General features: G+C 47.5%; 26 protein-coding genes and 1 pseudogene. 5 read left to right on the forward strand and 22 right to left on the reverse strand.

Features of this window, described 5'->3' with window-relative positions; all coding sequences use genetic code 11:
• Positions 1-64 precede the first annotated feature (64 nt).
• From KNO71_RS01680 to KNO71_RS01690, 3 genes are read right to left on the reverse strand one after another with little or no spacing between them, the layout of a single operon-like run.
• Positions 65-1,585, reverse strand: coding sequence for a flotillin lipid rafts scaffold protein FloT (locus KNO71_RS01680; protein ID WP_078147174.1), 1,521 nt, complete (start codon positions 1,583-1,585; stop codon positions 65-67).
• 3 nt (positions 1,586-1,588) lie between these two features.
• Entirely contained in the window at positions 1,589-2,110 is a 522-nt protein-coding gene (locus tag KNO71_RS01685; RefSeq protein WP_031423196.1) for an NfeD family protein, read from the reverse strand.
• On the reverse strand, positions 2,110-2,508 hold the full coding sequence (locus KNO71_RS01690) for a hypothetical protein (RefSeq protein ID WP_012726686.1): 399 nt from the start codon (positions 2,506-2,508) through the stop codon (positions 2,110-2,112). Before KNO71_RS01690 ends, KNO71_RS01685 begins: the two co-directional genes overlap by 1 nt.
• Before the next feature lie 119 nt (positions 2,509-2,627).
• Here KNO71_RS01690 and rnhC point away from each other — a divergent pair, with 119 nt between their 5' ends.
• From rnhC to KNO71_RS01705, 3 genes and pseudogenes are all read left to right on the forward strand, one after another.
• Positions 2,628-3,542 (forward strand): ribonuclease HIII, encoded by a 915-nt coding sequence (rnhC, locus tag KNO71_RS01695; protein ID WP_078147938.1) that lies wholly within the window; start codon positions 2,628-2,630, stop codon positions 3,540-3,542.
• 71 nt (positions 3,543-3,613) lie between these two features.
• On the forward strand, positions 3,614-4,426 hold the full coding sequence (locus KNO71_RS01700) for an alpha/beta fold hydrolase (RefSeq protein ID WP_214687003.1): 813 nt from the start codon (positions 3,614-3,616) through the stop codon (positions 4,424-4,426).
• Between the two features lie 300 nt (positions 4,427-4,726).
• Positions 4,727-5,739: pseudogene (locus KNO71_RS01705) on the forward strand (PTS sugar transporter subunit IIC).
• Between the two features lie 41 nt (positions 5,740-5,780).
• Here KNO71_RS01705 and pheT read toward each other — a convergent pair.
• From pheT to infC, 9 genes are all read right to left on the reverse strand, one after another.
• Positions 5,781-8,156, reverse strand: a complete 2,376-nt coding sequence (gene pheT / locus KNO71_RS01710) for a phenylalanine--tRNA ligase subunit beta (RefSeq protein WP_214687005.1) — start codon at positions 8,154-8,156, stop codon at positions 5,781-5,783.
• A 12-nt stretch (positions 8,157-8,168) separates the two neighbouring features.
• Positions 8,169-9,191 carry a phenylalanine--tRNA ligase subunit alpha gene (gene pheS / locus KNO71_RS01715; protein ID WP_031423184.1) on the reverse strand — a complete coding sequence of 341 codons (1,023 nt, stop codon included), beginning with the start codon at positions 9,189-9,191 and terminating at the stop codon, positions 8,169-8,171.
• Between the two features lie 305 nt (positions 9,192-9,496).
• The gene (locus KNO71_RS01720) at positions 9,497-10,243 is read right to left on the reverse strand and encodes a TrmH family RNA methyltransferase (RefSeq protein ID WP_214687007.1); all 747 of its coding nucleotides are present in this window, start codon (positions 10,241-10,243) and stop codon (positions 9,497-9,499) included.
• 1 nt (position 10,244) lies between these two features.
• The gene (locus KNO71_RS01725; protein WP_078147180.1) at positions 10,245-11,324 is read right to left on the reverse strand and encodes a M42 family metallopeptidase; all 1,080 of its coding nucleotides are present in this window, start codon (positions 11,322-11,324) and stop codon (positions 10,245-10,247) included.
• A gap of 19 nt (positions 11,325-11,343) precedes the next feature.
• Positions 11,344-11,826 carry a dUTP diphosphatase gene (locus KNO71_RS01730; protein WP_012726694.1) on the reverse strand — a complete coding sequence of 161 codons (483 nt, stop codon included), beginning with the start codon at positions 11,824-11,826 and terminating at the stop codon, positions 11,344-11,346.
• 24 nt (positions 11,827-11,850) lie between these two features.
• Positions 11,851-12,105, reverse strand: a complete 255-nt coding sequence (locus KNO71_RS01735; protein ID WP_031423177.1) for a membrane protein — start codon at positions 12,103-12,105, stop codon at positions 11,851-11,853.
• Between the two features lie 86 nt (positions 12,106-12,191).
• The gene (gene rplT / locus KNO71_RS01740; protein WP_012726696.1) at positions 12,192-12,551 is read right to left on the reverse strand and encodes a 50S ribosomal protein L20; all 360 of its coding nucleotides are present in this window, start codon (positions 12,549-12,551) and stop codon (positions 12,192-12,194) included.
• Between the two features lie 28 nt (positions 12,552-12,579).
• Positions 12,580-12,774, reverse strand: a complete 195-nt coding sequence (gene rpmI, locus KNO71_RS01745) for a 50S ribosomal protein L35 (protein WP_012726697.1) — start codon at positions 12,772-12,774, stop codon at positions 12,580-12,582.
• 30 nt (positions 12,775-12,804) lie between these two features.
• On the reverse strand, positions 12,805-13,335 hold the full coding sequence (gene infC, locus KNO71_RS01750; RefSeq protein WP_012726698.1) for a translation initiation factor IF-3: 531 nt from the start codon (positions 13,333-13,335) through the stop codon (positions 12,805-12,807).
• A 341-nt stretch (positions 13,336-13,676) separates the two neighbouring features.
• Between infC and KNO71_RS01755 the strand changes: the two genes are divergently transcribed.
• Positions 13,677-13,886 carry a hypothetical protein gene (locus KNO71_RS01755; RefSeq protein WP_012726699.1) on the forward strand — a complete coding sequence of 70 codons (210 nt, stop codon included), beginning with the start codon at positions 13,677-13,679 and terminating at the stop codon, positions 13,884-13,886.
• A gap of 30 nt (positions 13,887-13,916) precedes the next feature.
• On the opposite strand, the gene KNO71_RS01760 is transcribed toward KNO71_RS01755, so the two are convergent.
• The 8 genes from KNO71_RS01760 to KNO71_RS01795 all read right to left on the reverse strand — a co-directional run bounded on the left by KNO71_RS01760 (position 13,917) and on the right by KNO71_RS01795 (position 22,061).
• Entirely contained in the window at positions 13,917-14,789 is an 873-nt protein-coding gene (locus KNO71_RS01760; RefSeq protein WP_214687009.1) for a DUF1002 domain-containing protein, read from the reverse strand.
• Between the two features lie 103 nt (positions 14,790-14,892).
• Positions 14,893-16,836: a threonine--tRNA ligase gene (gene thrS, locus KNO71_RS01765; RefSeq protein ID WP_012726702.1), complete on the reverse strand. Its 1,944-nt coding sequence runs from the start codon at positions 16,834-16,836 to the stop codon at positions 14,893-14,895.
• A gap of 298 nt (positions 16,837-17,134) precedes the next feature.
• Positions 17,135-18,049, reverse strand: coding sequence for a primosomal protein DnaI (gene dnaI / locus KNO71_RS01770; protein ID WP_012726703.1), 915 nt, complete (start codon positions 18,047-18,049; stop codon positions 17,135-17,137).
• A gap of 4 nt (positions 18,050-18,053) precedes the next feature.
• Positions 18,054-19,406, reverse strand: a complete 1,353-nt coding sequence (locus tag KNO71_RS01775; RefSeq protein ID WP_214687011.1) for a DnaD domain protein — start codon at positions 19,404-19,406, stop codon at positions 18,054-18,056.
• Positions 19,407-19,446: 40 nt separating this feature from the next.
• Positions 19,447-19,914: a transcriptional regulator NrdR gene (nrdR, locus tag KNO71_RS01780; protein ID WP_012726705.1), complete on the reverse strand. Its 468-nt coding sequence runs from the start codon at positions 19,912-19,914 to the stop codon at positions 19,447-19,449.
• 12 nt (positions 19,915-19,926) lie between these two features.
• Complete coding sequence (locus KNO71_RS01785; protein WP_031423166.1) at positions 19,927-20,298, reverse strand: hypothetical protein; 372 nt, start codon at positions 20,296-20,298, stop codon at positions 19,927-19,929.
• A gap of 112 nt (positions 20,299-20,410) precedes the next feature.
• On the reverse strand, positions 20,411-20,797 hold the full coding sequence (speD, locus tag KNO71_RS01790; RefSeq protein ID WP_012726707.1) for an adenosylmethionine decarboxylase: 387 nt from the start codon (positions 20,795-20,797) through the stop codon (positions 20,411-20,413).
• A gap of 232 nt (positions 20,798-21,029) precedes the next feature.
• Positions 21,030-22,061 (reverse strand): glyceraldehyde-3-phosphate dehydrogenase, encoded by a 1,032-nt coding sequence (locus tag KNO71_RS01795; protein ID WP_214687013.1) that lies wholly within the window; start codon positions 22,059-22,061, stop codon positions 21,030-21,032.
• 157 nt (positions 22,062-22,218) lie between these two features.
• Here KNO71_RS01795 and KNO71_RS01800 point away from each other — a divergent pair, with 157 nt between their 5' ends.
• Positions 22,219-22,701 (forward strand): site-2 protease family protein, encoded by a 483-nt coding sequence (locus KNO71_RS01800; RefSeq protein WP_214687015.1) that lies wholly within the window; start codon positions 22,219-22,221, stop codon positions 22,699-22,701.
• A gap of 13 nt (positions 22,702-22,714) precedes the next feature.
• Here the strand turns inward: KNO71_RS01800 and coaE are convergent, their stop codons facing one another.
• Together coaE and mutM are read right to left on the reverse strand one after the other, a co-directional pair.
• Positions 22,715-23,320 carry a dephospho-CoA kinase gene (gene coaE / locus KNO71_RS01805; RefSeq protein WP_012726710.1) on the reverse strand — a complete coding sequence of 202 codons (606 nt, stop codon included), beginning with the start codon at positions 23,318-23,320 and terminating at the stop codon, positions 22,715-22,717.
• A 13-nt stretch (positions 23,321-23,333) separates the two neighbouring features.
• Complete coding sequence (mutM, locus tag KNO71_RS01810) at positions 23,334-24,161, reverse strand: bifunctional DNA-formamidopyrimidine glycosylase/DNA-(apurinic or apyrimidinic site) lyase (RefSeq protein WP_078147185.1); 828 nt, start codon at positions 24,159-24,161, stop codon at positions 23,334-23,336.
• Positions 24,162-24,181 lie beyond the last annotated feature (20 nt).

The raw sequence follows: 24,181 nt of genomic DNA on the forward strand, positions 1-24,181 counted from the left end.
ATGATTTTTTTTAAAAGTTGTGGTAATAAAAAAAGCCATAGACATCGTCCATGGCTTCGTACACTCATTCTTTTGAAGCAGCAACCGTTGTATCAGCTAATTCACGCTCCGGTGTTGGGGCTGTTGCAACGTTCCCTTTTCCCGCAAAGTTCTCGAGCAAGTCTTTCATATCGATGCCCGAAGAAGCTTTTAATGTTTGTTGAAGCGATGCCATGAGGTCGGTTGCGTAACCTGTCACTTTACCAGCGCCACCGTTTTGTCCGCTCCCCGTGTCGACGACCGTAATCTGATCGATGTTACCGAGTGGCGATGCAATTTCTTTCGCATAATCAGGAAGCATTTTGACGACCATATCGAGAATCGCCGCTTGTCCGTATTGCGCGAAGGCTTCGGCAATCTTCTCTTTCGCTTCGGCTTCTGCAAGACCGGTCAAACGGATAATTTCCGCTTCCGCCTCACCTTTCGCACGTTCAGAATCCGCTTCTGCAAGACCTGCCAAACGTACGCGTTCCGCATCGGCTTTCGCCTGTGCTTCAATACGATACTTCTCTGCATCCGCGATTGCGATTTGACGTGCTTTATCCGCAGCGGCAGACTGTTCAATCGAGTATCGATCCGCATCGGCTTTTTTCTTCACTTCTGAATCATATTGTTTCTCACGACGCATAATTTCTTTCTCTTCGAGCTCGATTTGCTTTTGACGCTCGATGATTTGAACTTGCATCTGTTGTTCGGTGACTTCTTGTTTCGCACGCGCTTCCTCAAGCTCATACGCTTGGTCGGCCCGGGCTTTGGCAACATCTTGCTCACGGCGATATGCCGCGATTCGGAGTTGGTTCTCTTTCTCAGCTTCCGCGATTTCAGAGGCACGCTCAAGTTCGGCCTTCTTCGCATCTTTCATCGCTTCCGCCTGTTTGATGCGCGTCTCTTTATCCGCTTCCGCAGTCGCGATATCAGCATCACGCTTCACTTGGGCGATACGCGGCTTCCCTAACGATTCTAAGTATCCATTCTTATCTCGAACGTCTTTGATGGTGAATGACACGATGACTAATCCCATCTTCGCCAAGTCTTGTGATGCGACTCGTTGAACTTCTTGCGAGAACTTGTCACGGTTCTTATAAATCTCTTCAACGGTCATGGAACCTAAGATCGAGCGTAAATGACCTTCTAACACTTCTTTCGCTTCGTTTTCTCGTTCAATCTTCGGTTTTCCGAGGAACTGCTCAGCCGCTGTCGCGATTTCACTGATTGATCCACCAATTTTAATGATGGCTGTTCCGTCCGCCATGACCGGGACACCCTGCTCTGTATACACTTCAGGCGTTGTGACCTCTAATTTGCTTGAGAGCAAGCTGAGGGGTTCTGCTTGTTGGAATACCGGAAAGACGAACGTCCCGCCACCGCGAATGATTTTAACGCGGTTACCGGATGTATCGCTATGTACATTTTTCTTGCCTAAATAACTACCTGTCACAATCAGTGCCTCATCTGGTCCGACTGTGCGATATTTTAATACGAATACAAACACAAGTGCGAGGATGATGACCCCGACGATGATGCTGACTAAGATAGCCGTATTCATGTGTTATATCTCCTCTCGAATTGTAGGTTCGTCATATGGCATGACGATTGCGATATTGCCTTTTACTTCAATGATGACTACCCGATGATCTGTCGAAATCGATGTACCGTCTAAGCTTTGAGCCGTCTTTAAAAGCGAGCCCGTTACTGTCTCAATCAAAACTTCGCCATACCCGCCTTCAGGAATGGGCACGGTCAATCGTCCGACACGTCCAACTAATGCCTCATCCGTCAAACCAATGGATTCTTCCGCATTGGAGAGCGGTAAGAGAACAAATAAATAGAGAAGTGTCGTCAAAGCAAGAGACCCGACCAATGCGACAGCGAGCCCAATCATCGGGGAAACGTGAGCCAACGCGTTTAAGATAAGCCCAATCCCTGCCCCTAGTGCTAAGAACGATAAGATGACTGCAGGGTTAAACCAACCCTCGAACATTTCGAACGCATCGGAGAACATCATGTAAATAAAGGTTCCAAGACCAGCGATGATCAACACCCACCAATACAGTTGATCGATTGCCTCCATTACCACCCCTCCTGTCGACGTTTTTGTTCCATCATCAGTACACGTCGAAGTTGTTCGACTTCTAATGCAAGTCGATCCTCAATCTCATCCCACTCCGACAGTGATGAAGTGGATAAGTCGTTCACTTCTCGAACTCGCCCGATGGAACGTTCAATTCGTCGCCGATTGTATAGGTCGACAAGTTCTTGTCGTTCGAGCCGCATCCTGTTTAAAAAATATTCCACTTCTTTTTGAACTTGAACGACTTGATCCGTCACGCCCTCAGAAGAATCTTGCATCAGTAGCCGACGCACTCTCACTTGATGAGCTACTAATTTAGCAATTCTCGCCTCGAGTTCGAGAATATGCTTATATAATTCCTCTACCTCATCTTGTTGCGTGTCATCGCGCCACCACACGTCCACCTCACCTCACTTTTCTCTACTCACTTCCATATACGATAAAACCTCATCTTCGGTTTCAAAAATTCATAAAAAAATGTAAAATGAATTTGCCAGACAGAAAGGAAGTGCTCATGTTGGGCAACCAAGTCATCAAGCTATCATCCGCATCACAAGAAAAACTAAAGAAAATGTATCATGAGTATGCAGTCGCGCCACCACCATATGCGACATTCAGCGCCAAGACACCGGGATTTGTCGTAACGATTTATCAATCAGGGAAAGTGATGTTCCAAGGAAAAGATGCCGAGACCGAGGCAGTGAAATGGGGAACACCCGCCGAGAAGAAACAAGCATCCACACCGAACACCATTTTACCTGAAGGATTTTCAAGTTGGTCTGTCGTTGGAAGCGACGAGGTCGGAAAAGGAGATTATTTCGGACCACTCGTCGTCGTAGCGGCTTTTGTCTCATGCGATCAAATCGCACTCGTGAAAGAACTCGGCGTAAAAGATTCCAAACAGTTATCCGATCCTGAAATCATCCGGATTGCGAAGGATTTACACGCTACGATTCCTTATCAAAAAGCGACACTGCATAATCCAACATACAACAACATGCAACGTACGATGACACAAGGTAAAATGACTGCCATCGCCCATAATGCTGCGCTTCGAGCGTTGCTTGAGAAACTCGGACAAAAACCCGATGCCATTCTCATCGATCAGTTCGCAGAGAAGTCGGTCTATTATCAACATTTGCGGGCAGAACGCGATATCGTGCGCGACGATGTCTACTTTTCTACAAAAGCCGAAGGACTTCATGTCGCCGTCGCAGCTGCTTCCATTTTAGCTCGCGCCTTCTTCTTAAAAGAAATGGACAAACTAAGTAAACAAGTAGGATTAACCCTCCCGAAAGGGGCAGGAGCAAAAGTCGACCAAGTCGCCGCTCAAATCATTCGACGTTATGGTCAGGATTATTTACAAAAGATTGCTAAAGTCCATTTTGCGAATACAAAGAAAGCTCTCAACTTGAATGAACGTCGTTTGTAGAGCTTCGACATCAAGTATGATATACTCATTTTACGGTTAAATGAACTTAAAATTTTTGGAGGATAGCGTTCATGCTGCATTATAAAACCTACACGATTAGTGATGACCATCCTTGGGTCATCTTCATACACGGGGCCGGAGGAAGTTTATCACATTGGTATCGTCAACTTCGTCCCTTCCGTAAAAAATATAATGTCCTGCTCGTCGATTTACGCGGTCATGGCGGTTCATACGATGCTGAACAGTCGCTCAAACAACCGTTGAACGCCTATACGTTTGATGTCGTCGCCAAGGACGTGATTGAAGTCATGGATCACTTAGGTATCGAAAAAGGACACATGGTCGGTCTGTCTTTAGGAACGATTGTGATTCAGGCGATGTTTGAGCACTATCCCGATCGAATCGCATCGGTCGTTCTCGGCGGAGCCATCGTCAAATTCAATGTCCGCTCCACGTTGCTCATCCGACTTGGTAGTCTTGTGCAAAACTTTGTCCCCTACATGTGGTTATATAAATTATTCGCATGGATTTTACTCCCGAAGAAGCGTCACAAAAAGTCTCGGATGATGTTCGTCCGCGATGCGGCGAACTTATGTCAACGCGAGTTTATCCGTTGGTTCAAAATGACGGAAAATATTAATCCTTTACTGAATCAGTTCACTTCGATCCAGACGAATGTCCCGATTTTATATATTATGGGTGATGAGGATTATATGTTTCTTGAAGCTGTCGAACGGACAGCGAAACATCAGCCGACAGCCAATGTTGAAATCGTTGCAGACTCTGGTCATGTGGTCAATGTAGACCAACCCGATCACTTCAATGCGTTGTCGATGAATTTTATCGATGATCAGATTCAAGCACGTTCACTACAAATGAGCTAATTCAGGATGCCACGGGGCTTCCTGAATTTTTTAATGTTTATTTTCAGAAAATATTGATTATTACAAAAATAGATGGTATTCTTTAGCAAATCCAACGAAGAGGAGATGCTCGAAATGTCCAATCCCGTACATATGAACAGCCTGCTGATTATTATTCGACTGAGGGACTGAAATCGTTTTGTTTTCAAAAACGACTTTTCAGGCCCTTGTTCCCGTGGTAATCGGACAGGCGCCTGTAGATTGAAACCGCGCCTATCCTTGATGGATAGGTTTTTTTATTGACATAAAGATATAGAGGAGATGATGGAAGTGAAGCAGTATATGATGGATCGAATGGTAAAAATTTCAGCAGGGATGGCAAATGCCGTACTCGTCACGCTCGGTGTCGGTTTATTGATTGAGACGATTGGTAATTTGAGCGGAATCGCGATGCTCGTACAGATTGGACAAGTCGCCAAATCATTGTTGGCACCTGCCTTAGGCGCTGGTGTCGCGTTTCAACTCGGAAGCAACACGCTCATCCTATTTAGCGCCATGATTGCCGCAACCATTGGCGGTGCAGCTTTAACAGCGACGGAAAGCGGACTCGTCCTCGTTCCAGGTCAACCGATTAGCGCACTGATTGCAGCGGCGGCTACTGTCTGGCTTGGAAAACGTGTCCTCGGAAAAACAAAGTTTGATATGATGGTCGTTCCGGTCACAGCCGTATTATCGTTGGGGTTGCTGCAGCAGCGGTCACGACTCCTCTTATCAACTCAATCAGTCAAGGGATCACCGCATCTGTAGAAACGTCCCCGATTGCCACATCTCTTGTCATCGCACTTGTTTTCAGTGTCATGCTCATGTCGCCTGCATCATCTGCCGCACTCGCCATCGCGCTTCAACTTGACCCTGTCGCTAGCGCCGCTGCCTTGATCGGTTGCTCTGCTCAATTTGTTGGATTTACCTTAATGGCATATCGTCAAACCGACCCAGGTGGATTGGTCGCCTCATTCTTTGTCACACCGAAAGTGCAGTTTCCGAATATCATCAAAAATCCGCGAATCGTCGTCCCACCGTTTATCGCCGCGATGATTTCCGCACCGATTGCTACTTTGATGTTCTCACTCCAAGTTCCATATGAAATTGCAGGTCTCGGGCTCAACTCCTTGATTGCCCCGCTTCAGATTTTAGCGGTCCAAGGGTTGGATGCCTTTCTCATCTTCACGATGACCGGCGTCGTACTCCCTGCACTCATCACGTGGGCCCTCTATCGTGTGACGAGTCTTGTCGGATGGACCAAGTTCGGTGATCTCGCACTCGAGATTCAATAATAAAAGGAGCGTTGTCACAGGTGGACAACGCTCCTTATTTTTTACGCTCGAAGTTCAGCGCCGTGTGTCGCACGGACCGCCTCGACAATTGTTTCATATGCTGCCGTTACTTCTTCATCTTGTAACGTTCGTGACGGGTCTTGGAACTTGAGTGAGAAGGCAATCGATTTCTCATCCGCTCCAACATTCTCCCCTGTATAGACGTCAAACAAGACGAGGTCAATTAAGAGTGGACCAGCCGCTTGGCGGATCGTTTGTTCCACTGTCCCAGCCGGAATCTCACGTGATAAGACGAGTGCCAAATCTCGTGAAATCGAAGGATAACGTGGTACGTCTTGATAAAGAAGTGTCTCGTCTCCACGAAGTGCCAAGAGGTCGAGTTCGAATACATACACTTCCTTCATACCGTAGACGTCTTTCGATGTTCCTGGATGCACTTGTCCGACATATCCGATGACCTCTCCGTCCATCAAGATGTTTGCCGTACGACCAGGGTGCATATCAGGCATCGATACGGCCTCATACGTGACATCTAGGCGAAGCGTTTGGACTAACGTGTCGACAATTCCTTTTGCGACGAAATAGTCGACCGGGATCCGTGTTCCTTGCGAACGATGATCCATCCATAGACCTGTGACGACACCAGCCACCCGTTCTTTCTCACGCGGTAACGTTTCTCCGTGCTCCGTATAGACGCGTCCTGTTTCGTAAAGTGCGACGTTCGATTGTTGACGCGCCGTGTTGTAACGAGCCGCCTCCAACAACCCAGGGACGAGCGACGTACGAAGGACAGAGCGTTCTTCACTCATCGGCATCGCCAATCGGACGAGCTGATCGGTTTCTCCACCGAAACGTGTCGCATGTGCCTCACTCGTTAACGAGTAGGTAATGGCTTGTGATAAGCCGACTCCTTGCAACAAGCGACGTGTCTGCCTGCGCAATACGTTGATTGCTGGCAAATAGCCTTTCGATTGAGAGGCAGGTAACGTCGACGGGAGACTATCATATCCGTATAGACGTGCCACTTCTTCTGTGATATCAGCCGGAAGCTCTAAGTCCGGACGGCGCGATGGAATGTGTACGGTCAGCACATCATCCCCTTCTGTCGCGAGACCGAGACGCTCCAAGATGTGAACGATTGTCTGACGATCGAGTGTCATCCCTAAGCGCTTGTTGATATAGTCAATCGACACTTGGATTTCTCGGGCACGTGATTCGCCTTCACCTGAACGCACCGCATCATGAATGGCTCCTCCACCGAGTTCGACAATCAGTTGCGCGGCGCGATCGAGCGCGAGCATGACACGTTCTGGGTCAACGCCTTTTTCGAAACGAGCGCTTGAATCTGAACGGAGACCGAGCGTACGGCTCGTCTTCCGTACGGATGCCGGATCAAAGTACGCTGACTCTAAAATGATATCTGTCGTTGAAAGATCTACCTCTGTATTGGCACCACCCATGACGCCTGCGATGGCGACTGGAGCTTGTCCGTCTGTGATGACCATCATCGATGAATCGAGCGTGCGCGTCACGTCGTCGAGTGTGACCATTTCTTCTCCATTTTCGGCTTGACGGACCACAATCGAGTTGCCGAGTTTCTTCGCATCGAATGCGTGAAGCGGTTGTCCGATTTCAAGCATCACATAGTTCGTCACGTCGACAATGTTGTTGATTGGACGGACACCTTCTGCAATCAAGATATTCTTTAGCCATTGTGGCGACTCTGCAATCGTTACCCCTTTGACTTCACGAGCTGCGTAATATGAACAGTTCGGTGTCGCAAGTTCGATAGACACCTCCGATGGTGATGATGACGTGACATCTGCCGTCGGCAACGTGTATGGACGCTCTAAGATGGCCGCAACCTCATGAATGATTCCATAGAGGCTCAAGCAATCTGAACGGTTCGGAGTCAAGCCGAGTTCGATGACTTCATCGTTCAAGTCGAGTAAATCGAGCACATCTGCACCAACTTGTACGGATTCACGGAATGTGTGGATTCCATCTTGCTCGTCTTCCCGAATTTGTTTTTTCTCAAAGCCGAGCTCTTCGAGTGAACAAATCATTCCTTGTGATTCGACACCACGAAGTTTTGCTTTTTTGATTTTAAGTCCTGGTAAGCGTGCGCCAACTTTGGCCACGATCACATGTTGCCCTTCGCGCACGTTCGGTGCGCCACATACGATTTGAACAGGGTCACATTCTCCGATGTCCACTTTCGTCACGTTCAACTTATCCGCTTCCGGATGTTTCTCACATGAAAGGACCCGCCCGACGACAATCCCAGAAAGTCCTTCCCCACGATTTGTCACACTTTCGACTTCGATTCCGTTCTTCGTAATCAAGTCACCGAGCGCTTCGCCGCTTAAATCGGATACATCAATATATTGATTCAACCATTTTTTTGAAAGTAACATCTGTCTTCCTCCTTAGAATTGCTCGATGAAACGTAAGTCATTTGTGTAGAAATGGCGGATGTCGTCGACGCCGTGTTTGAGCATCGCCATACGCTCCACTCCGATTCCGAATGCGAACCCTGACACTTTTGACGAGTCATAGCCAGCCATCTCCAATACATGCGGATGGACCATTCCGCCTCCGAGAATCTCAATCCACCCGGTTCCTTTACATACGTTACATCCTTTCCCGCCACACTTGAAGCAAGAGATGTCGACTTCGACCGATGGTTCCGTGAACGGGAAGAAGCTTGGACGGAGACGAATTTCGCGCGTTTCTCCGAACAACTGCTTCACGAACACTTCGAGCGTCCCTTTCAAGTCAGCCATCGAGATGGATTCATCGACAACCAATCCTTCGATTTGCATGAATTGATGCGAGTGCGTCGCATCGTCTTCATCACGACGATACACTTTACCTGGACAGATGATGCGAATCGGTTTTCCGTTCGCCTCCAACATCGTGCGAGCCTGTACAGGAGACGTATGAGTACGAAGTAACGTCTCTTCCGTGATATAGAACGAGTCCTGCATGTCTCGTGCCGGATGATCTTTCGGCAAGTTGAGCATTTCGAAATTGTAGAGATCAGTTTCGACTTCAGGACCTTCAGCAATCGTATATCCGAGTCCAACGAACAAGTCTTCCATCTCGTCGATGATTTGTTGTAAGAGATGACTGTGGCCAGGAGTCGATGTCCGCCCCGGTAGAGTCACATCGAGCGTTTCCGCATTTAACTTTTCCTCTAATTCAATCGCCTTCACCTCTTCGATTCGAGCATCGAGTGTGCTTTGAATCGCGGTACGAACGGTATTCGCCAACTCACCGATGATCGGACGTTCCTCGGCAGATAATTTACCCATGCCACGGAGCACTTCAGTCATCGGTCCTTTTTTCCCTAAATATTTGATGCGGACGTCATTCAATGATTTTTGTGTGGATGCCTGTTTGATTTCTTCTAACGCTTCCACTTGTAACTGTTCTAATTGTTCTTTCATGTGTTCGCTTCCTCCTCTACATAAAAAAGTCCCTTCAGTCGTTGACTGAAGGGACGAATCATCGCGGTACCACCCTACTTGGCCAATTATTCATGGCCCACTTGAGAGCATCGTTATCGTGATGCCAAACCGGTGTTGTCTCCAACACGACTCCAGAGTGAATTCAGCGACGAATCCGGCAAAGGCTCTCAGTCACGGCCCTTGCTCCCTGAACGGAATCGGTCATTCGCTTACTATGTTCTTTCAACGTCATATCTTATTCATCGATGTGTTTAACCTATCACGTTTTTCACGTGCTGACAAGATTATTGTAAAGCGATGCGATACATTAAAATACCGGCAGCGACCGCCGCGTTGAGCGATTCCGCGTCGCCGAGCACCGGAATATGCACACGTGTGTCACAGAGTGCCAATACATCAGCATGAACCCCTTGTGCCTCATTCCCAATGACGAGGGCCACTTTGTCTTCGAATGCAACTTGCTCATACGATGATGCCTTTGAGAGAGCTGTGCCGTAGACGTGGAATCCATCCTCTTTCAGCTCAGGTAACTTTTCAAGCAAGTCGACCGAGGTCACGTTCACGTGAAACAGTGAACCTTGTGTGGCACGTACGACTTTGGCGTTGAACGGATCGACCGTCCCTTTCCCGAGTAACACCGTATCGAATCCGGCAGCATCTGCTGTCCGAATCATCGTACCGAGATTACCCGGGTCTTGTACTCGGTCTAGTACGAGTACTTTCTTCATTTTTCGTTCCACCGGTGTCATCTTGACAACGGCAAACACGCCTTGGGTCTTTTCCGTTTCGGAAAGAAGGTCCGCAACGTGGTCGGATAACTCGAGGACTGGCATATCTTCAAGACGCCACGTTCCTTTTGGTGAATACGACTCAGCCATGATGAGTTGGACGAGTCGACCGGCACGAATGGCCTCGTCCACCAAATGCTCTCCTTCTACTAGGAATTGACCCGTTTCTTGACGACCTTTTTTTGTCATCAATCGTTTTAATCGTTTAATCGTCTCGCTCTTCGTAGACGTAATCTTCGTCATATTATCCCTCTTTCAACCATTGGACCGTTTCGTGGTCTAAACGTTTCGTCAATGCGACAACGAGTTGTACCGCTGCCTCGTAATCATCCTTATGGATGATGGACACGTTCGTGTGTAAATAGCGGACCGGCACTGTCAATGCGATGGCCGGCATCCCGATCCCAGAAAGATGGAATCGCCCAGCATCTGTGCCACCGCCTGGCGTTAAGTCCAATTGATATTTGATGTCTTGCTCTTTGGCCACGTCAACGATGAGGTCGACAAGGCGTGGGTTCGTGACGGTAGTCGCATCAAAGAAGATGACTTGAACCCCGTCCCCGAGTTTTGACAACCCTTCTGCTTGGGTCATTCCCGGCGTATCACTCGGAATGCCTGTATCGACAGCAATCGCGACATCCGGGCGAATCAAGTTGGCAGCGGTCACCGCTCCACGTAACCCGACCTCTTCCTGTACCGTCGCTCCTGTATACATGACGCCAGGGAACGATTCTTCCTTCAGACGTTTTGCTGCTTCGATGGCAATCGCACATCCGATGCGGTTGTCCCATGCCTTCGCCATCAAGAAGTTCTCATTTTTCATGACTGTGAATTCACAATGTGGCACGACCGTATCGCCTGGACGAATTCCCCACTCAGCCACTTCGTCTTTCGACGTCGCACCGATATCTAAGAACATATCTTTGATTTCGACGGGCTTCTTCCGTGCCTCAAGCGGTAGGACGTGAGGTGGTTTCGCACCAATGACACCCGGAATCTTTTCACCAGACCGTGTGACTACATCCATTCGTTGTGCCAACAGCACCTGGTTCCACCAGCCACCGAGCGCCTGGAAACGAAGGAAACCGCCTTCTTCCACACGCGTCACCATGAAACCAACTTCATCCATGTGACCAGCAATCATGACACGTGGACCTTCAGCATCTCCGGTCACTTGACCAAATAGACTTCCGAGTCCATCCTGTTCAAACGACTCGACATGCGGCTCGAGGTATTCACGCATCAATTGACGGACTTCTCCCTCATTTCCTGGGACGCCTGTTGCATCCGTCAAACGTTTTAACATATGTAACGATTCATTCATATCAATCCGCTCCTTTTCATTAATATCCTTGATTTTGTCGCTCATGGTTTACTTCATTTTTATTCATGTATGCTAGCAAAATGAGTTGCTCATTAAAACCGAGCGTATAACCAAGTTCGAGATAAGCTGCCATCAGCGTCTCGTACATGGCTTCCGTTTTTGAAAGACCAAAATTCGTCACTTTTCGATAAATATCTAAAAAAGCATCAGTCGCATCAAGATATGAACTTCCCGCAGGAAACGCATCTCGTTCATACCCAAGCGCAAGACCAAGTGACAGTAAGAAATGAATGCCGTCTACATATTCTTCTAAGATCACATCTTGAGGCGACGGTCCTTTCTTCGACCAAAACTTAAAGCTACGTGTTTCGTTAGCCAGTTCACCGAGCTCGACAAGCAGCGCCAGTAACCGTTCATCGAATTGATTGCCGGATAATCCATGTTGTGCTTTGATCCGCTCGTCTAATTCGCGCTGCCGATCAAACAATGTTGTCCAGTTCACCGGATGTTCCTCCTCTATCTCCACTTATAGCAGTACTAAAATCATTAAAGACCAGCCCACTGCTAAAATCAATACTTGTAATTGAAGCAGTTTTGGGGCATGAACCGTCTTCTTCCGAGTCAAATGAAGACCGAACAAGGCACCGATGGCTCCTCCTGCATAGGCGAATAGGACGTTAAAGTCACCTTTTCCTTGCGCATACTGTTTCGCTTGGATGTAGGTGTAAACGTTCAAGACAATGAGCGCTAAGGCGACGATCGCAACAACCGATTGATTCATACGCTTTCCTCCTTCTCTTAATTCTAAGAAATTCTAAAGAAAAAAGAAAGCGCCGAGAGAGTGTCTCGGCGCTGTCGATTGAACGATTACGCGTTCAATTTTGATTTAGCTGTTTCAGCGAGTGACGCGAATGCCTGTGCATCTGTCACAGCAAGCTCAGCAAGCATCTTACGGTTGATGTCGATTCCTGCAAGCTTGAGGCCGTGCATCATACGGCTGTATGAGAGACCGTTTGTGCGTGCTGCCGCATTGATACGTGTGATCCAAAGACGACGGAAATCACGTTTCTTCTGACGACGGTCACGGTAAGCGTACATGAGTGACTTCATGACCTGTTGTTTTGCTACTTTAAATAGAATGTGTTTCGAACCAAAGTATCCTTTGGCAAGTTTAATTTGCTTTTTACGACGTTGACGAGTCGTATAACCGCCTTTTACGCGTGGCATATGGATTCCCTCCTAAATTGTTTCTGTATTACTTCGCGATCATGTTGCGAATGCGTTTGAAGTCTCCAGCTGATACGATAGCGCCTTTACGGAGCTTACGTTTCGCTTTAGTCGATTTGTTTGCGAACAAGTGACTTGTGTAAGCGTGTGAACGCTTGAGTTTACCTGATGCTGTACGTTTGAAACGTTTTGAAGCACCGCGGTGCGATTTCATTTTCGGCATGAGTATTTCCTCCCCACTGAGAATCGATAATTAATCTTCTTTGTTCGGAGCCAGCACTAAGAACATGCTGCGTCCTTCCATCTTCGGCTTTTGTTCAACTGTTGCCAAATCGGCACATTCCGCTGCCATTTTGTCCAAAACACGTTTCCCGATTTCCGAGTGTGTGATGGCACGTCCGCGGAAACGAATCGAAGCCTTCACTTTGTTTCCTTTTTCAAGGAACTTGCGTGCATTACGCAATTTTGTTTGGAAATCGTTGTCCTCGATTGTTGGACTGAGACGTACTTCTTTCATTTGGATGACTTTTTGGTTTTTACGCGCTTCTTTCTCCTTTTTCTGGAGTTCGAAACGGTACTTCCCATAATCCATAATTTTAGCGACCGGTGGATTTGCTTTATCTGCGACTAAGACGAGGTCTAGTTCCGCTTCTTCAGCTAAACGTAACGCATCGTTACGTGATGTCACACCGAGTTGTGCACCGTCTGCGCCAATGAGACGTACTTCACGGGCACGAATGTTTTCGTTGATAAAGAGCTCTTTGCTAATGGTTAGCACCTCCATCGTGCGATTGCACGAGATTTAGATTGACAAGACAACATGGCAATAAAAAAAGCGTCGGCAGTTTCCCACCCACACATCAGTTGAGGTCATAAAACGGCAGACGATGCCGAATGAACCAAGAACTTGATGGACCTGCCTGATGACTCTCAGACGAGGTGAAAAGCGGGTGCTTCTGCTTTGTTGTTTTTAATCACTATGTCATCTTAGCACTAGCAGGAAAAGATGTCAAGATATCGCGCATGAATAATTGGTAGCTCACACTTTTATGATGATACCAGTCATTCTCTCGTTTCGCAATACCTTTTCAAAGGGAATAATGAAATATCAAAGGAGGGATCGACATGAACTGGCGAAAAGATGTATCGCGAGAACATGACTACCATGATCAAGTCCAGCAGATTGTCAGTAAGACGATGCAAGCACATGGGCTAGAAGATGAAAAATTACAGGCGGTATTGACAGACTTACTAGAAGAAATGAATCGCATCACTTTAAAAATCGTCGATGACCATGAGTCGGCTCAAAATTATATCCATAAACGGTGGTACTAAAAAAGGGCAGGCGCCCTTTTTTAATACCACTTAGTTTGTAAGTGACTTGAAGAAGTTCCCGATCGCCTCAAACAATCGGGCGAAGAATCCTTTCACCTCTTCTTGTTCGAGGAATGCCTGCACATCTTGACCCGCATCTTTCAATCCACTGCTGATCGCTGACCAATCTAAATTGGCCTGTTGCATGTTTTCGAATAGTGTCGTCAGTTGATCGAGTTGGCCCTCAGACAACTGGACGTTATTTTGGTTCAATACTTGAATGACGATGTCACGGATCTCAATATTTGTCTCCGGCATCTGATTTGCAATTTCCGCTTTAATCTCGTTCATGAGACCTGCTACATCCTCTTGTCCGACCGTCTTACCGATTTCAGACGTAACCTCCAGCTCTTCTTGTGCCAATTCTTTTCGCTCCTCCGACAGTTCAATCCCAGTCTCGGCCGCGGTCTGATCATATGCCTTCATAATTCCCGTCAGAGCCGAGGTGCCCGTCACGTTAATCGGTGAAGTGATATAGATGTCCGCATCCGTCACACCTGCCGTGACGAGGGCGTTCGCATACATATCTTTCGTGACCCATGTCACGTTTTCCGTTTGAATATCAAGACCTGTCCCGTTCGTCAATTTGATTCGGGCAGACGAGTACATGCCGCCTCCACGTTGTGCTTGCGGAACCGAGTCTCCTAAATATTTTTCTTCATCTGCGGCAGTCGTGATAATGGGTTCGATTCCTTCTGGGGCATCCATACGTTCGAGTACCCATTTTTGTTGCTCTGAAGATAACGATTCCCCGAGCGTCACAATCGTATCGTTGACGATGGCCTCCGCTCCGACTTTTGGAAGCGCTCCTGTGAACGCAACCGCTCCAATGGTAAGTGCCAATACTGGCTTCATATAATTCATTAAGTATCACTCCTTATGTTTACGATACGTGTAGATGAACAAATACACATCCGTCTATAGACCGAAAAAAACCACCTTTCTGGTTGGAAAGGTGGTCCCTCACTTAACGTGAACGGTTCGCAATCTCATCTGTGAGCGATGCGATGAATTCATCAAGTGAAGCAGAAACTTGCTCCTGCTGACCGTAGCGGCGAATATTGACCGCACGCTCATCCCGCTCTTTATCCCCAAGAACGAGCGTCATCGGAATCTTCTTCATTTGTGCTTCACGAATCTTATAACCTAGTTTCTCGTCACGGAGATCCGTTTCGACACGGACGCCACGTTTGACGAGTTCTGCTTTCACTTCCGCGACGTATTCGTCGTGTACGTGTGAAACCGGGATCAACTTGACTTGGACCGGTGCGAGCCATGTCGGGAACGCGCCTTTATACTCTTCAATCAAGTAGGCGACAAACCGTTCCATCGTTGAGACGACACCACGGTGCAACACGATTGGACGGTGGTCCTTACCGTCTGGCCCAGTGTATGTCAAATCGAAACGCTCCGGAAGCAAGAAGTCGAGTTGGACAGTCGAGAGCGTCTCTTCTTTCCCGAGCGCCGTCCGTACTTGCACGTCGAGTTTCGGTCCGTAGAATGCCGCTTCCCCTTCCGCCTCAAAGTATGGAAGCTCGAGCTCATCCATCGTTTCCTTCAACTGACTTTGTGCCATTTCCCAAATCGCATCGTTATCGAAGTACTTCTCTTTATCAGCAGGATCGCGATACGAGAGACGGAAACGATAATCTTTGATGCCGAAGTCAGCGTATACTTCTTGAATCAAATGAACGATGTCTTTGAATTCTTGTTTCATCTGTTCTGGTGTAACGAACGTATGTCCATCATTCAAGACCATGTAGCGAACACGTTGAAGACCTGTGAGCGCCCCTGACATCTCATAACGGTGCATTCCACCAAGCTCAGCGATTCGAAGTGGAAGTTCACGGTACGAACGTGGCTCATGTTTGTAGATTGTCATATGGTGCGGGCAGTTCATCGGACGAAGGACGAGTTCTTCGTTGTCCATCTCCATTTTCGGGAACATGTCGTCTTGGTAGTGATCCCAGTGTCCAGATGTCTTGTACAAGTCGACCGAACCGAGAACCGGTGTGTAGACATGTTGATATCCGAGTTCGAGCTCTTTATCAACGATGTAGCGCTCGACCGTACGACGAATCGAAGCCCCTTTTGGAAGCCACATCGGAAGCCCCTGACCGACTTCTTGTGAGACGAAGAAGAGGTCGAGTTCTTTCCCGAGTTTACGATGATCGCGTTCTTTCGCCTCTTCAAGAAGACGCAAGTGTTCAGCGAGTTGTTCTTTCGTCGCCCACGCTGTTCCATAAATACGCTGTAACATCTTATTGTCTGAGTCCCCACGCCAGTAGGCACCAGCCACGCTCATCAATTTGAAGATTTTCAACTTCGATGTTGACGGGACGTGTGGTCCACGGCAAAGATCAAAGAACTCACCTTGATGGTAGATTGTCAGTGTTTGATCAGCAGGAATATCCTCGATCAACTCGATCTTGAGCGGGTCTCCCAACTCTTTATAGCGAGCGAGCGCCTCGTCACGAGAAACGACTTCGCGTGTGATTTCCAAGTTCTCATCGACGATGCGTTTCATCATCTTTTCGATTTCAGGAAGGTCTTCCTCATTGATGCGACGATCCATCTCGATATCGTAATAGAATCCGTTCTCAATCGTCGGCCCAATTCCGAGATAGATGTTATTGTCTTCTCCGTATAACCGTTTGATTGCTTGAGCCATCAAGTGAGCCGACGAGTGACGCATCAAATCAAGACCGTCTTCCGAGTCCGGCATCACGAGCTCGATTTTGCCGTCATGTTCGATTGGACGACGGTAGTCGATGAGTTCTCCGTCTAGTTTTGCTGCGATTGCTTTTTTACGGAGTCCCGGACTAATCGAGCCCGCGACGTCTTCTGCTGTGACGCCGGCTTCGAACTCTTTTACCGCGCCATCTGGAAATGTTAATTGAATCATGTACATTTGTCCCCTTTCAAAAATGAATATAAAAAAAGCCCATCCCTCAAAAAGGGACGAGCTTTGATTCTCGTGGTACCACCCTCGTTCCCAAGCAATCTGCTTGGCTCGAACACACGATAACGAGTGTGAATCGCCGCACGATTGACCCGTACGGTGCTCCGAGGGAGTAAATGCATCGTCGTCGTTAGGAAGCTTCCACCGCCCTTCCCTCGCTAAAACTCGTCTCGATGATCCATATCCTCTTCTATGCATCCTTTATATGATTCTTAGTATAGTCAACTCACCAGAGAAAAACAATCCTTTACCGACGCCGATTTTCACCCTTTAACTCAATTTGGGTCGTCGTCGTAGAAATACGTTGCATGAGTCGCTGTGCTTTCATTTTGTTTTGCGGCGAACCATCGATTGAAAAGTGCGTCTCGAGCTCTTCCCCGCTAAAGTTTGAACTGTAGAGCGTCGGTAAGCGATGCATCATCCGATACTGAAGAATGATGCCGAACAATTCATCTCGTACCCACGGACTGATGGCTTCAGCTCCGATGTCATCAATCAATAAGACTGGCACATGTTGAAACGACGTCAAGAAAGAGTCGAACGACTCGGTACGGATTTTACGTTTCGCCTCCGACACAAAGCCCGGGGCGTGAACTAAAATCGTCTCGATGTCCGCCACCTTCAACTCATTGGCGATTGCGGCGAGTAAATACGTCTTCCCGACGCCAAAACTACCGTGGAGATAGAGACCGTTCACTTTTTGACGCGCCTTCATCCCTGTCACGAATCGCATCGCTTCACGCAATGCGATTTTACGCGCGTCGTCGGCCCAATCAAATGACTCAAAGCTCGCCTCACGGACTTCTTCCGGTAAGAACAAACTCTTAAACTTACGGTCCATCTCTTTTTGGCGTCTCGCCTGACGATGAGCGACCGTCTCTTCATAGCGAATGGCAATCTGTCCTAGATCGACATAGAGCACCGGTTGATGACCCGGGATGACGGCCTGATCTTCTATGAACGTTTTTCCATCCATCTGTTCCGCGTACTCACTCAGTTTGGTAAACCCGATTTCAATCGCCTTCTCCTCTAACTCTGGATGAGCGTTCAAAAATGCGATGACACCCGGGTGATTCAGTGTACGTCTGCGAATCGACTCGTACGCCTCACGAACTTCTTTTCGGTTCATCAACTGAGACAGCGACTGATTGATTCGTTCCATCCCCTCACCCCTTCTCTTTCAATTCATTTAATAGTTTCACGAGTTCCGCGTCATCCGGAACGGACGACTCAAGTTCCTTTTTCCTCGCTTGGTCGTATGAGCGCTGTTGTTTCGCCTCATCCTCGAGCCACTTCGGCATATCCCCTTGCTGGGGTTTCCGTCGTGACCCGACCGTGGTGCGTTGCACGCTCTCGCGTTTTTGTTGTTTCTTCTCGATGAGCGCATCTTGAGATTCTTCACGCTCTAGCGCTTCTTTTGCGTTCGTATAGCCTGCTGTTTTCCAACTTGTCGCAATGCGCAAGACATAGTTCTCGCTCAGCCGCGTCTGCTTCTTCACTTCGATACAGTAATAGAAGAGCGCATTGATGACCCCTGGCGCGAGACCGAGTGTGTCGACGAGTTCAATGACTAACTGTTCATCACTCTTTGAAAGTTGCGGGGTCTTCCGAAGCGTCGAGACATATTGATGCGGATGTGCGGACTCCATCACCTCAGGGTCATGCAAGTCTCCTAGTATCGTCTGTTCAAGTTCGACGGTCTTCTCTTTCCGATGGCGCGTCTGTTTCTTTTTCAATTGTAAGACCATTTGACGACACCCGTCCCGCTTCTCTTGCTCACTGAGTGGCAGATACGCCTCATGGACGAAATACTCTTTTAACATCTCAGCCATCGTCTCTTCATCGAGTTGTGACACGTAGGCCAGTTTTGTGATCGTTTCGTCTAATTTTTTCGTGAAAAATCCAACTGGAAAATTCGTCAGTTTTTTCACAATTTCCATATCGAACGAATAGTTGATTTCAATCTTTGCCCGGTCCGGCTTTTCATAATTTTTTTGTGTGAACGCACGATGGTTTACTCCTTTGACATCAAACACTTCATTGAAGTCCTTTGTCACCTCGACGATGCCTGCCGGCAACGGATCAATCGTAAAACGCCCCTGCAATTGTTTGAATCGTACTTCCCCGACTTTATAGAAGAGGAAACTCGACAACAGACCGTCATTCAAAAACGTGTGCGGTGCAAGCGGGACGCGTAACTGATAGACATATTGTGTCAATCGAGCGTCTTTTGTTTTATAGGTGCGCACTAACCCGATCGCTTCTAAACGGAACAGACTGTCCATTAACTCATTGATAGAGAACTCCAACATCTCACATAATGCACTATGTGACATATAGTTGGATTTCATTTTGCCCGGCTTCAGTTCGCTCCATAACGTTTGATAGAGTGCGAGCGCCTTCACTCCGATGACAGGTTGATATAAGTGGTAAAGGGACTGGTACGATTCACGGTCGACAAGACCGGTACTCATGATTAACAATTCGTCCGTCCCAAAGATTGTACGTTCTTTCTCCATGGCTCTCTCCCTTGAAAAAGGGCGACCAGCAGGCCGCCCTTTAGTTGGTCGAATTTTCTTGCTTCATTAAATCTTCAAGTTCTTTAAAGAACACCGTGATGTCTTTGAATTGACGATAAACCGATGCGAAACGGACATATGCGACTTCATCGACTCGCGCGAGCTCGTTCATCACGAGCTCACCTACTTGTTCACTCGGAATCTCTGACTGGGCGAGGGCACGAAGTTGCTGTTCGACTTTCGTCACAACTCCTTCAAGCTGTTCAAGTGTGACAGGTCGTTTCTCGCACGCCCGAATAATGCCGCGAAGTACTTTCTCACGACTGAACTCTTCACGATTTCCATCTTTTTTAACAATGATGAGCGGTGTCTGTTCAACCGTCTCAAACGTTGTAAACCGATACCCACATTTTTCACATTCACGACGACGTCGAATCGAATAATGGTCTTGCACCGGACGGGAATCGAGCACTCTCGTTCCATTATGATCACATTTCGGACAACGCATGCTCAAACCTCCTTATCGTTCGACTGTTTTATTACCAATGGCACGTAACGGGAATTGTTGTGTGAGCGCCTCGTAGTAGTGCGATACAATTTGCGAAAGGTCTGCACCGAGTCGCTGTTCACGGTTTAATGTAAAATCGACAGCCGTCCGGCCGCCATCCACTTGTACAATCGTGATGAGCCCGTCCCAGCCTTCTCCGAGAAACGAAAGTTCTCCTCGATTCGCATCGATTCGACGAACCGTCTGACCGTTCTCTTGAATTTTTCCTTCTAACCATTGCAACATCGCATGTGACGATGCCGCATAGTAACGTGTTTGGAGCATTTCATTTTTATGTGTATCTTTCGTTTCAATATGTGTTTGTAACTTATCTAACAGTCCCATAATCCACCTCAACGCCTGAGTTATATACGTTAAGCATATCAAAATTAAGGCGACAACAAAACAATTAAAAGGGCTGACCGTTAAACGGCCAGCCTCAAAAGGTCAATCTGATTTATTTGCTGATTGCCACTTGCGCTTCCGGAACACGAATCGGTCCCATTCCACGCTCAAGTTTCACATCTTCACGTACTTTTGCATCCAATCCTTCAGCAATATACTGCGATGCTGTAGCCGGATCGATTCGATCTCCACATGTAAACACGTCAACTGACGCATAGCCATGTTCTGGGAAACTGTGAATCGTTAAGTGTGATTCTGAAATGATGACGACTCCACTTACACCGTGTGGCGCAAACTTGTGGAATGCAACTTCGCGGACTTCAGCGCCCGAACGAAGAGCAGCATCGACGAACAAACGCTCGATGTAGTCGATATCATTCAATTTGTCGGGATTGCACTCCCAAAGTTCTGTAATAATGTGACGTCCCATAGTATCCATATTAGTGGATCCCCCTTTACATCAATGGTCTCAAAGTAGTTGATGATCACTCACTTTGTGCCTGAATCGCCCACAACCACGGGGGCAAGTTAGTCCTAAGAGGTCCTAACCCTTTAAGTTGCGTTTGTCAGACCAATTGAAGTTCACGAAATTGAGTGTAACGTGTTTGGGACGTCCTTACAAGACATTTGATAAAAAAATTCAAAAAATATTTTCCTGAACGTAATATTTTTTAGGCGTGTGTTTCTTGCTGACCGATTTGAAGATAGCTGGCCACCATGTCCAACAAGTCCACGACACGGCATGAATAGCCCCATTCATTGTCATACCATGCGAGTACTTTGACATGATTTCCGCCGAGCACCATCGTCGAATCCATGTCGATAATCGACGAGCGATCGTCCCCGTTAAAATCAATAGAGACGAGCGGTTCGTGAGAAACGCCTAAAATACCTGTCATTTCTCCAAACGCTGCCCGTTCAAACGCTTCATTGACTTCATCGACCGTGACATCTCGGTGGAGTTCGACGACCAAATCGACAAGTGATACGTTCGGAGTCGGCACACGGAGTGCCATTCCGTTCAACTTTCCTTGTAGTTCCGGCATCACAAGACCAATCGCCTTAGCCGCTCCCGTCGATGTCGGGATGATGGAACTACCACACGCGCGCGCGCGACGCAAATCTTTATGCGGGTTATCAATATTGTTCTGATCGTTCGTATAGGCGTGAACGGTCGTAATCAGTCCCGTTTCAATACCGAACGTCGAATGTAAGACCTTCACGACAGGTCCGAGACAGTTCGTCGTACACGATGCGTTTGAGATGATATGATCTTCCTCCGGGCGATAGTCACGATCATTGACCCCCATCACGATCGTTCGTAAATCCCCTTTACCCGGTGCGGTCAAAATCACTTTTTTCGCCCCTGCCTCGAGATGAAGTCGTGCCCCGCTATCAGAGTTAAACTTCCCGGTCGCTTCGACGACGATGTCGATTTCAAGGTCTGACCAAGGCAAGCGTGATGGATCACGTTCCGAAATGAGTTCAATCCGTTTCCCATCGACTTCGAGCGCATCCCCATGCGCACGTACTGTCGATCCGAATGGACCATGAATCGAGTCGTGTTTAATGAGATGAGCAAGTGTTTCCGCCGGATAACTTGCGTTAATCGCCACCACTTCATGACGTCCCTCGAGCATCAATTTTCGAAATACCATTCTTCCGATTCGACCAAATCCGTTAATTGCCACTTTTGTCCCCATGATAGATCCCCCTTTTTCTACATTACGGTTTCATTATAACGGATAGCTGTAAGCGTTTTCACTATGATTCGTCACATTTTTTTCGTTTTTCTTTGTTTATTTTTTGAAAATGAGGGAAATTTCTTGGCGTAACAGACAAGAGAAAGGAGGCGTCATGATGTTTGATTGGGGAGATATCGATAAATTCTTTATTTCGTTCTTTATCATTTTACCGATTGTGACGTTAATTCATGAGCTTGGACACTTCTTCTTCGCAAAGTTGTTCGGCGGCTCACTCGATATGCAAATCGGTACCGGGAAGAAACTATTTAAAGTAGGTCGTTTACAAGTAAATCGTGTTTATTTTTACGATGCATGGTGCCAGTTCACTGATTTAAGATGGAGCAACAAGGTCACCCGTACGCTAGTCTATGGCGGTGGATCCATTTTCAATTTAGCGAGCATCTTAATCGTCAACGCGTTCATTCTTCGACGAGATATTGAACCGACACTCTATACCTATCAGTTCGCCTATTTCTCGTTCTACTATATCTTCTTCTCACTCTATCCCATCTATTATTCGAACGGTCATCCTAGTGATGGACGTGCGATTTATGATACATGGAAAAAAGGGTCTCCAGAATCCGATCCATTAAACTAAAAAGAAGGCGATATCAGTCGCCTTCTTTTTGTATCGTTTGAAACTGTTCGACCAGACGATTGATTTGTGGAGGGAGGTCCCCTAATGCCCCATTATTGTTTATGAGGAAATCCGCCTGGTGCTTTTTATCTTCAATTGGAATCTGTGAACGAATACGGGCTAACGCCTCTTCTTTCGTCAATCCATTCCGTTCCATGAGACGCATCAGTTGAATCTCTTCACGGCAATAGACGACGACGGAATAATCAACCAGATCGAGCATCGTCCCTTCAAACAGTAAGGGAATATCAAAAATGACGACAGGTTCCCCCGATGCCTCATACGTTCGCATTTGCTCGTTCATTTCTTCTCGAATCGCTGGATGCATCAATTGATTCAATTGCTGACGTTTTGCTTCATCATGGAAGATTTCCCGACCGAGCGCAGGACGGTTCAGCACGTCGCCCACAAAACATTTTGGAAATGCGGCCCTTACCCCCTCAATCGCCTTTCCTCCTGGTTCAACGACCGTCCTAGCAATCAAATCGGCATCGATAATCGGAATGCCTCGTTCTCGAAACAGTCGCGAAACCGTAGACTTCCCGGTTGCAATTCCACCAGTCAATCCAATCTTCAACATACACGTCCACCCCTTAACGTTGTTGACAGTGCGGACAGTAATGCGTACCTCGCCCGCCCAATTTCATCTTTTCAATTTCATGTCCGCATCGGCGGCACGGTTCTCCGGTCTGTCCATACACGTAGAGCCTCTCTTGAAACGTTCCTGTGGCCCCATCTGGATTGGCATAACTGCGAATCGTACTACCTCCACGCTCAATGGCCTCAGTCAAGACAGCAATGGCTTCAGTCCGCACACGGTCGACTTCTTCATGTGACAAACTTGCGGCCGGTCGTGTCGGATGGACACCCGCACGAAACAACGTCTCATCTACATAGATGTTACCTAATCCAACAAAGATGGATTGATCGAGGAGGGCGGTCTTAATCGCGCGTGTCTTCATGCGCTCTAAACGTCGGTGTAACACCTCGGTTGTCACACGCTCGTCAAACGGCTCGTACGCAAGTAATGAGAGCGGTGGTGTGGTATGAATCGTTTCATTCGTCCGCAACTCCATCGTACCGAATTTACGGACATCATTATAGTGTAGAGTCGATTGGTCCGTGAACGTAATCACGATATGTGTATGTTTTACCGGTTCTGTAATGGAGTCATAAGGGAAAAACTTCCCTTCCATCCGAAGATGGGAGACGAGATACCCGTTCGTCAATTTGAATAAGATAAATTTCCCCCGACGTTCCACATCCGTAATCGTTTCTCCTATCAAATGGTGAACCCATTCTTCGGGGTCGAGTCCGCGGATAATTTTAGGGTCAAGGACATCGACAGACTGAATCGTTTTTCCTGAAACGGCAGGTCGCAACCTACGACAGACCGTTTCGACTTCTGGTAATTCTGGCATACTGATTTCCTTTCTATCCG

Origin of the sequence: Exiguobacterium sp. s163 (genome assembly GCF_018617135.1) — a bacterium.
Taxonomy (GTDB): Bacteria; Bacillota; Bacilli; order Exiguobacteriales; family Exiguobacteriaceae; genus Exiguobacterium; species Exiguobacterium profundum.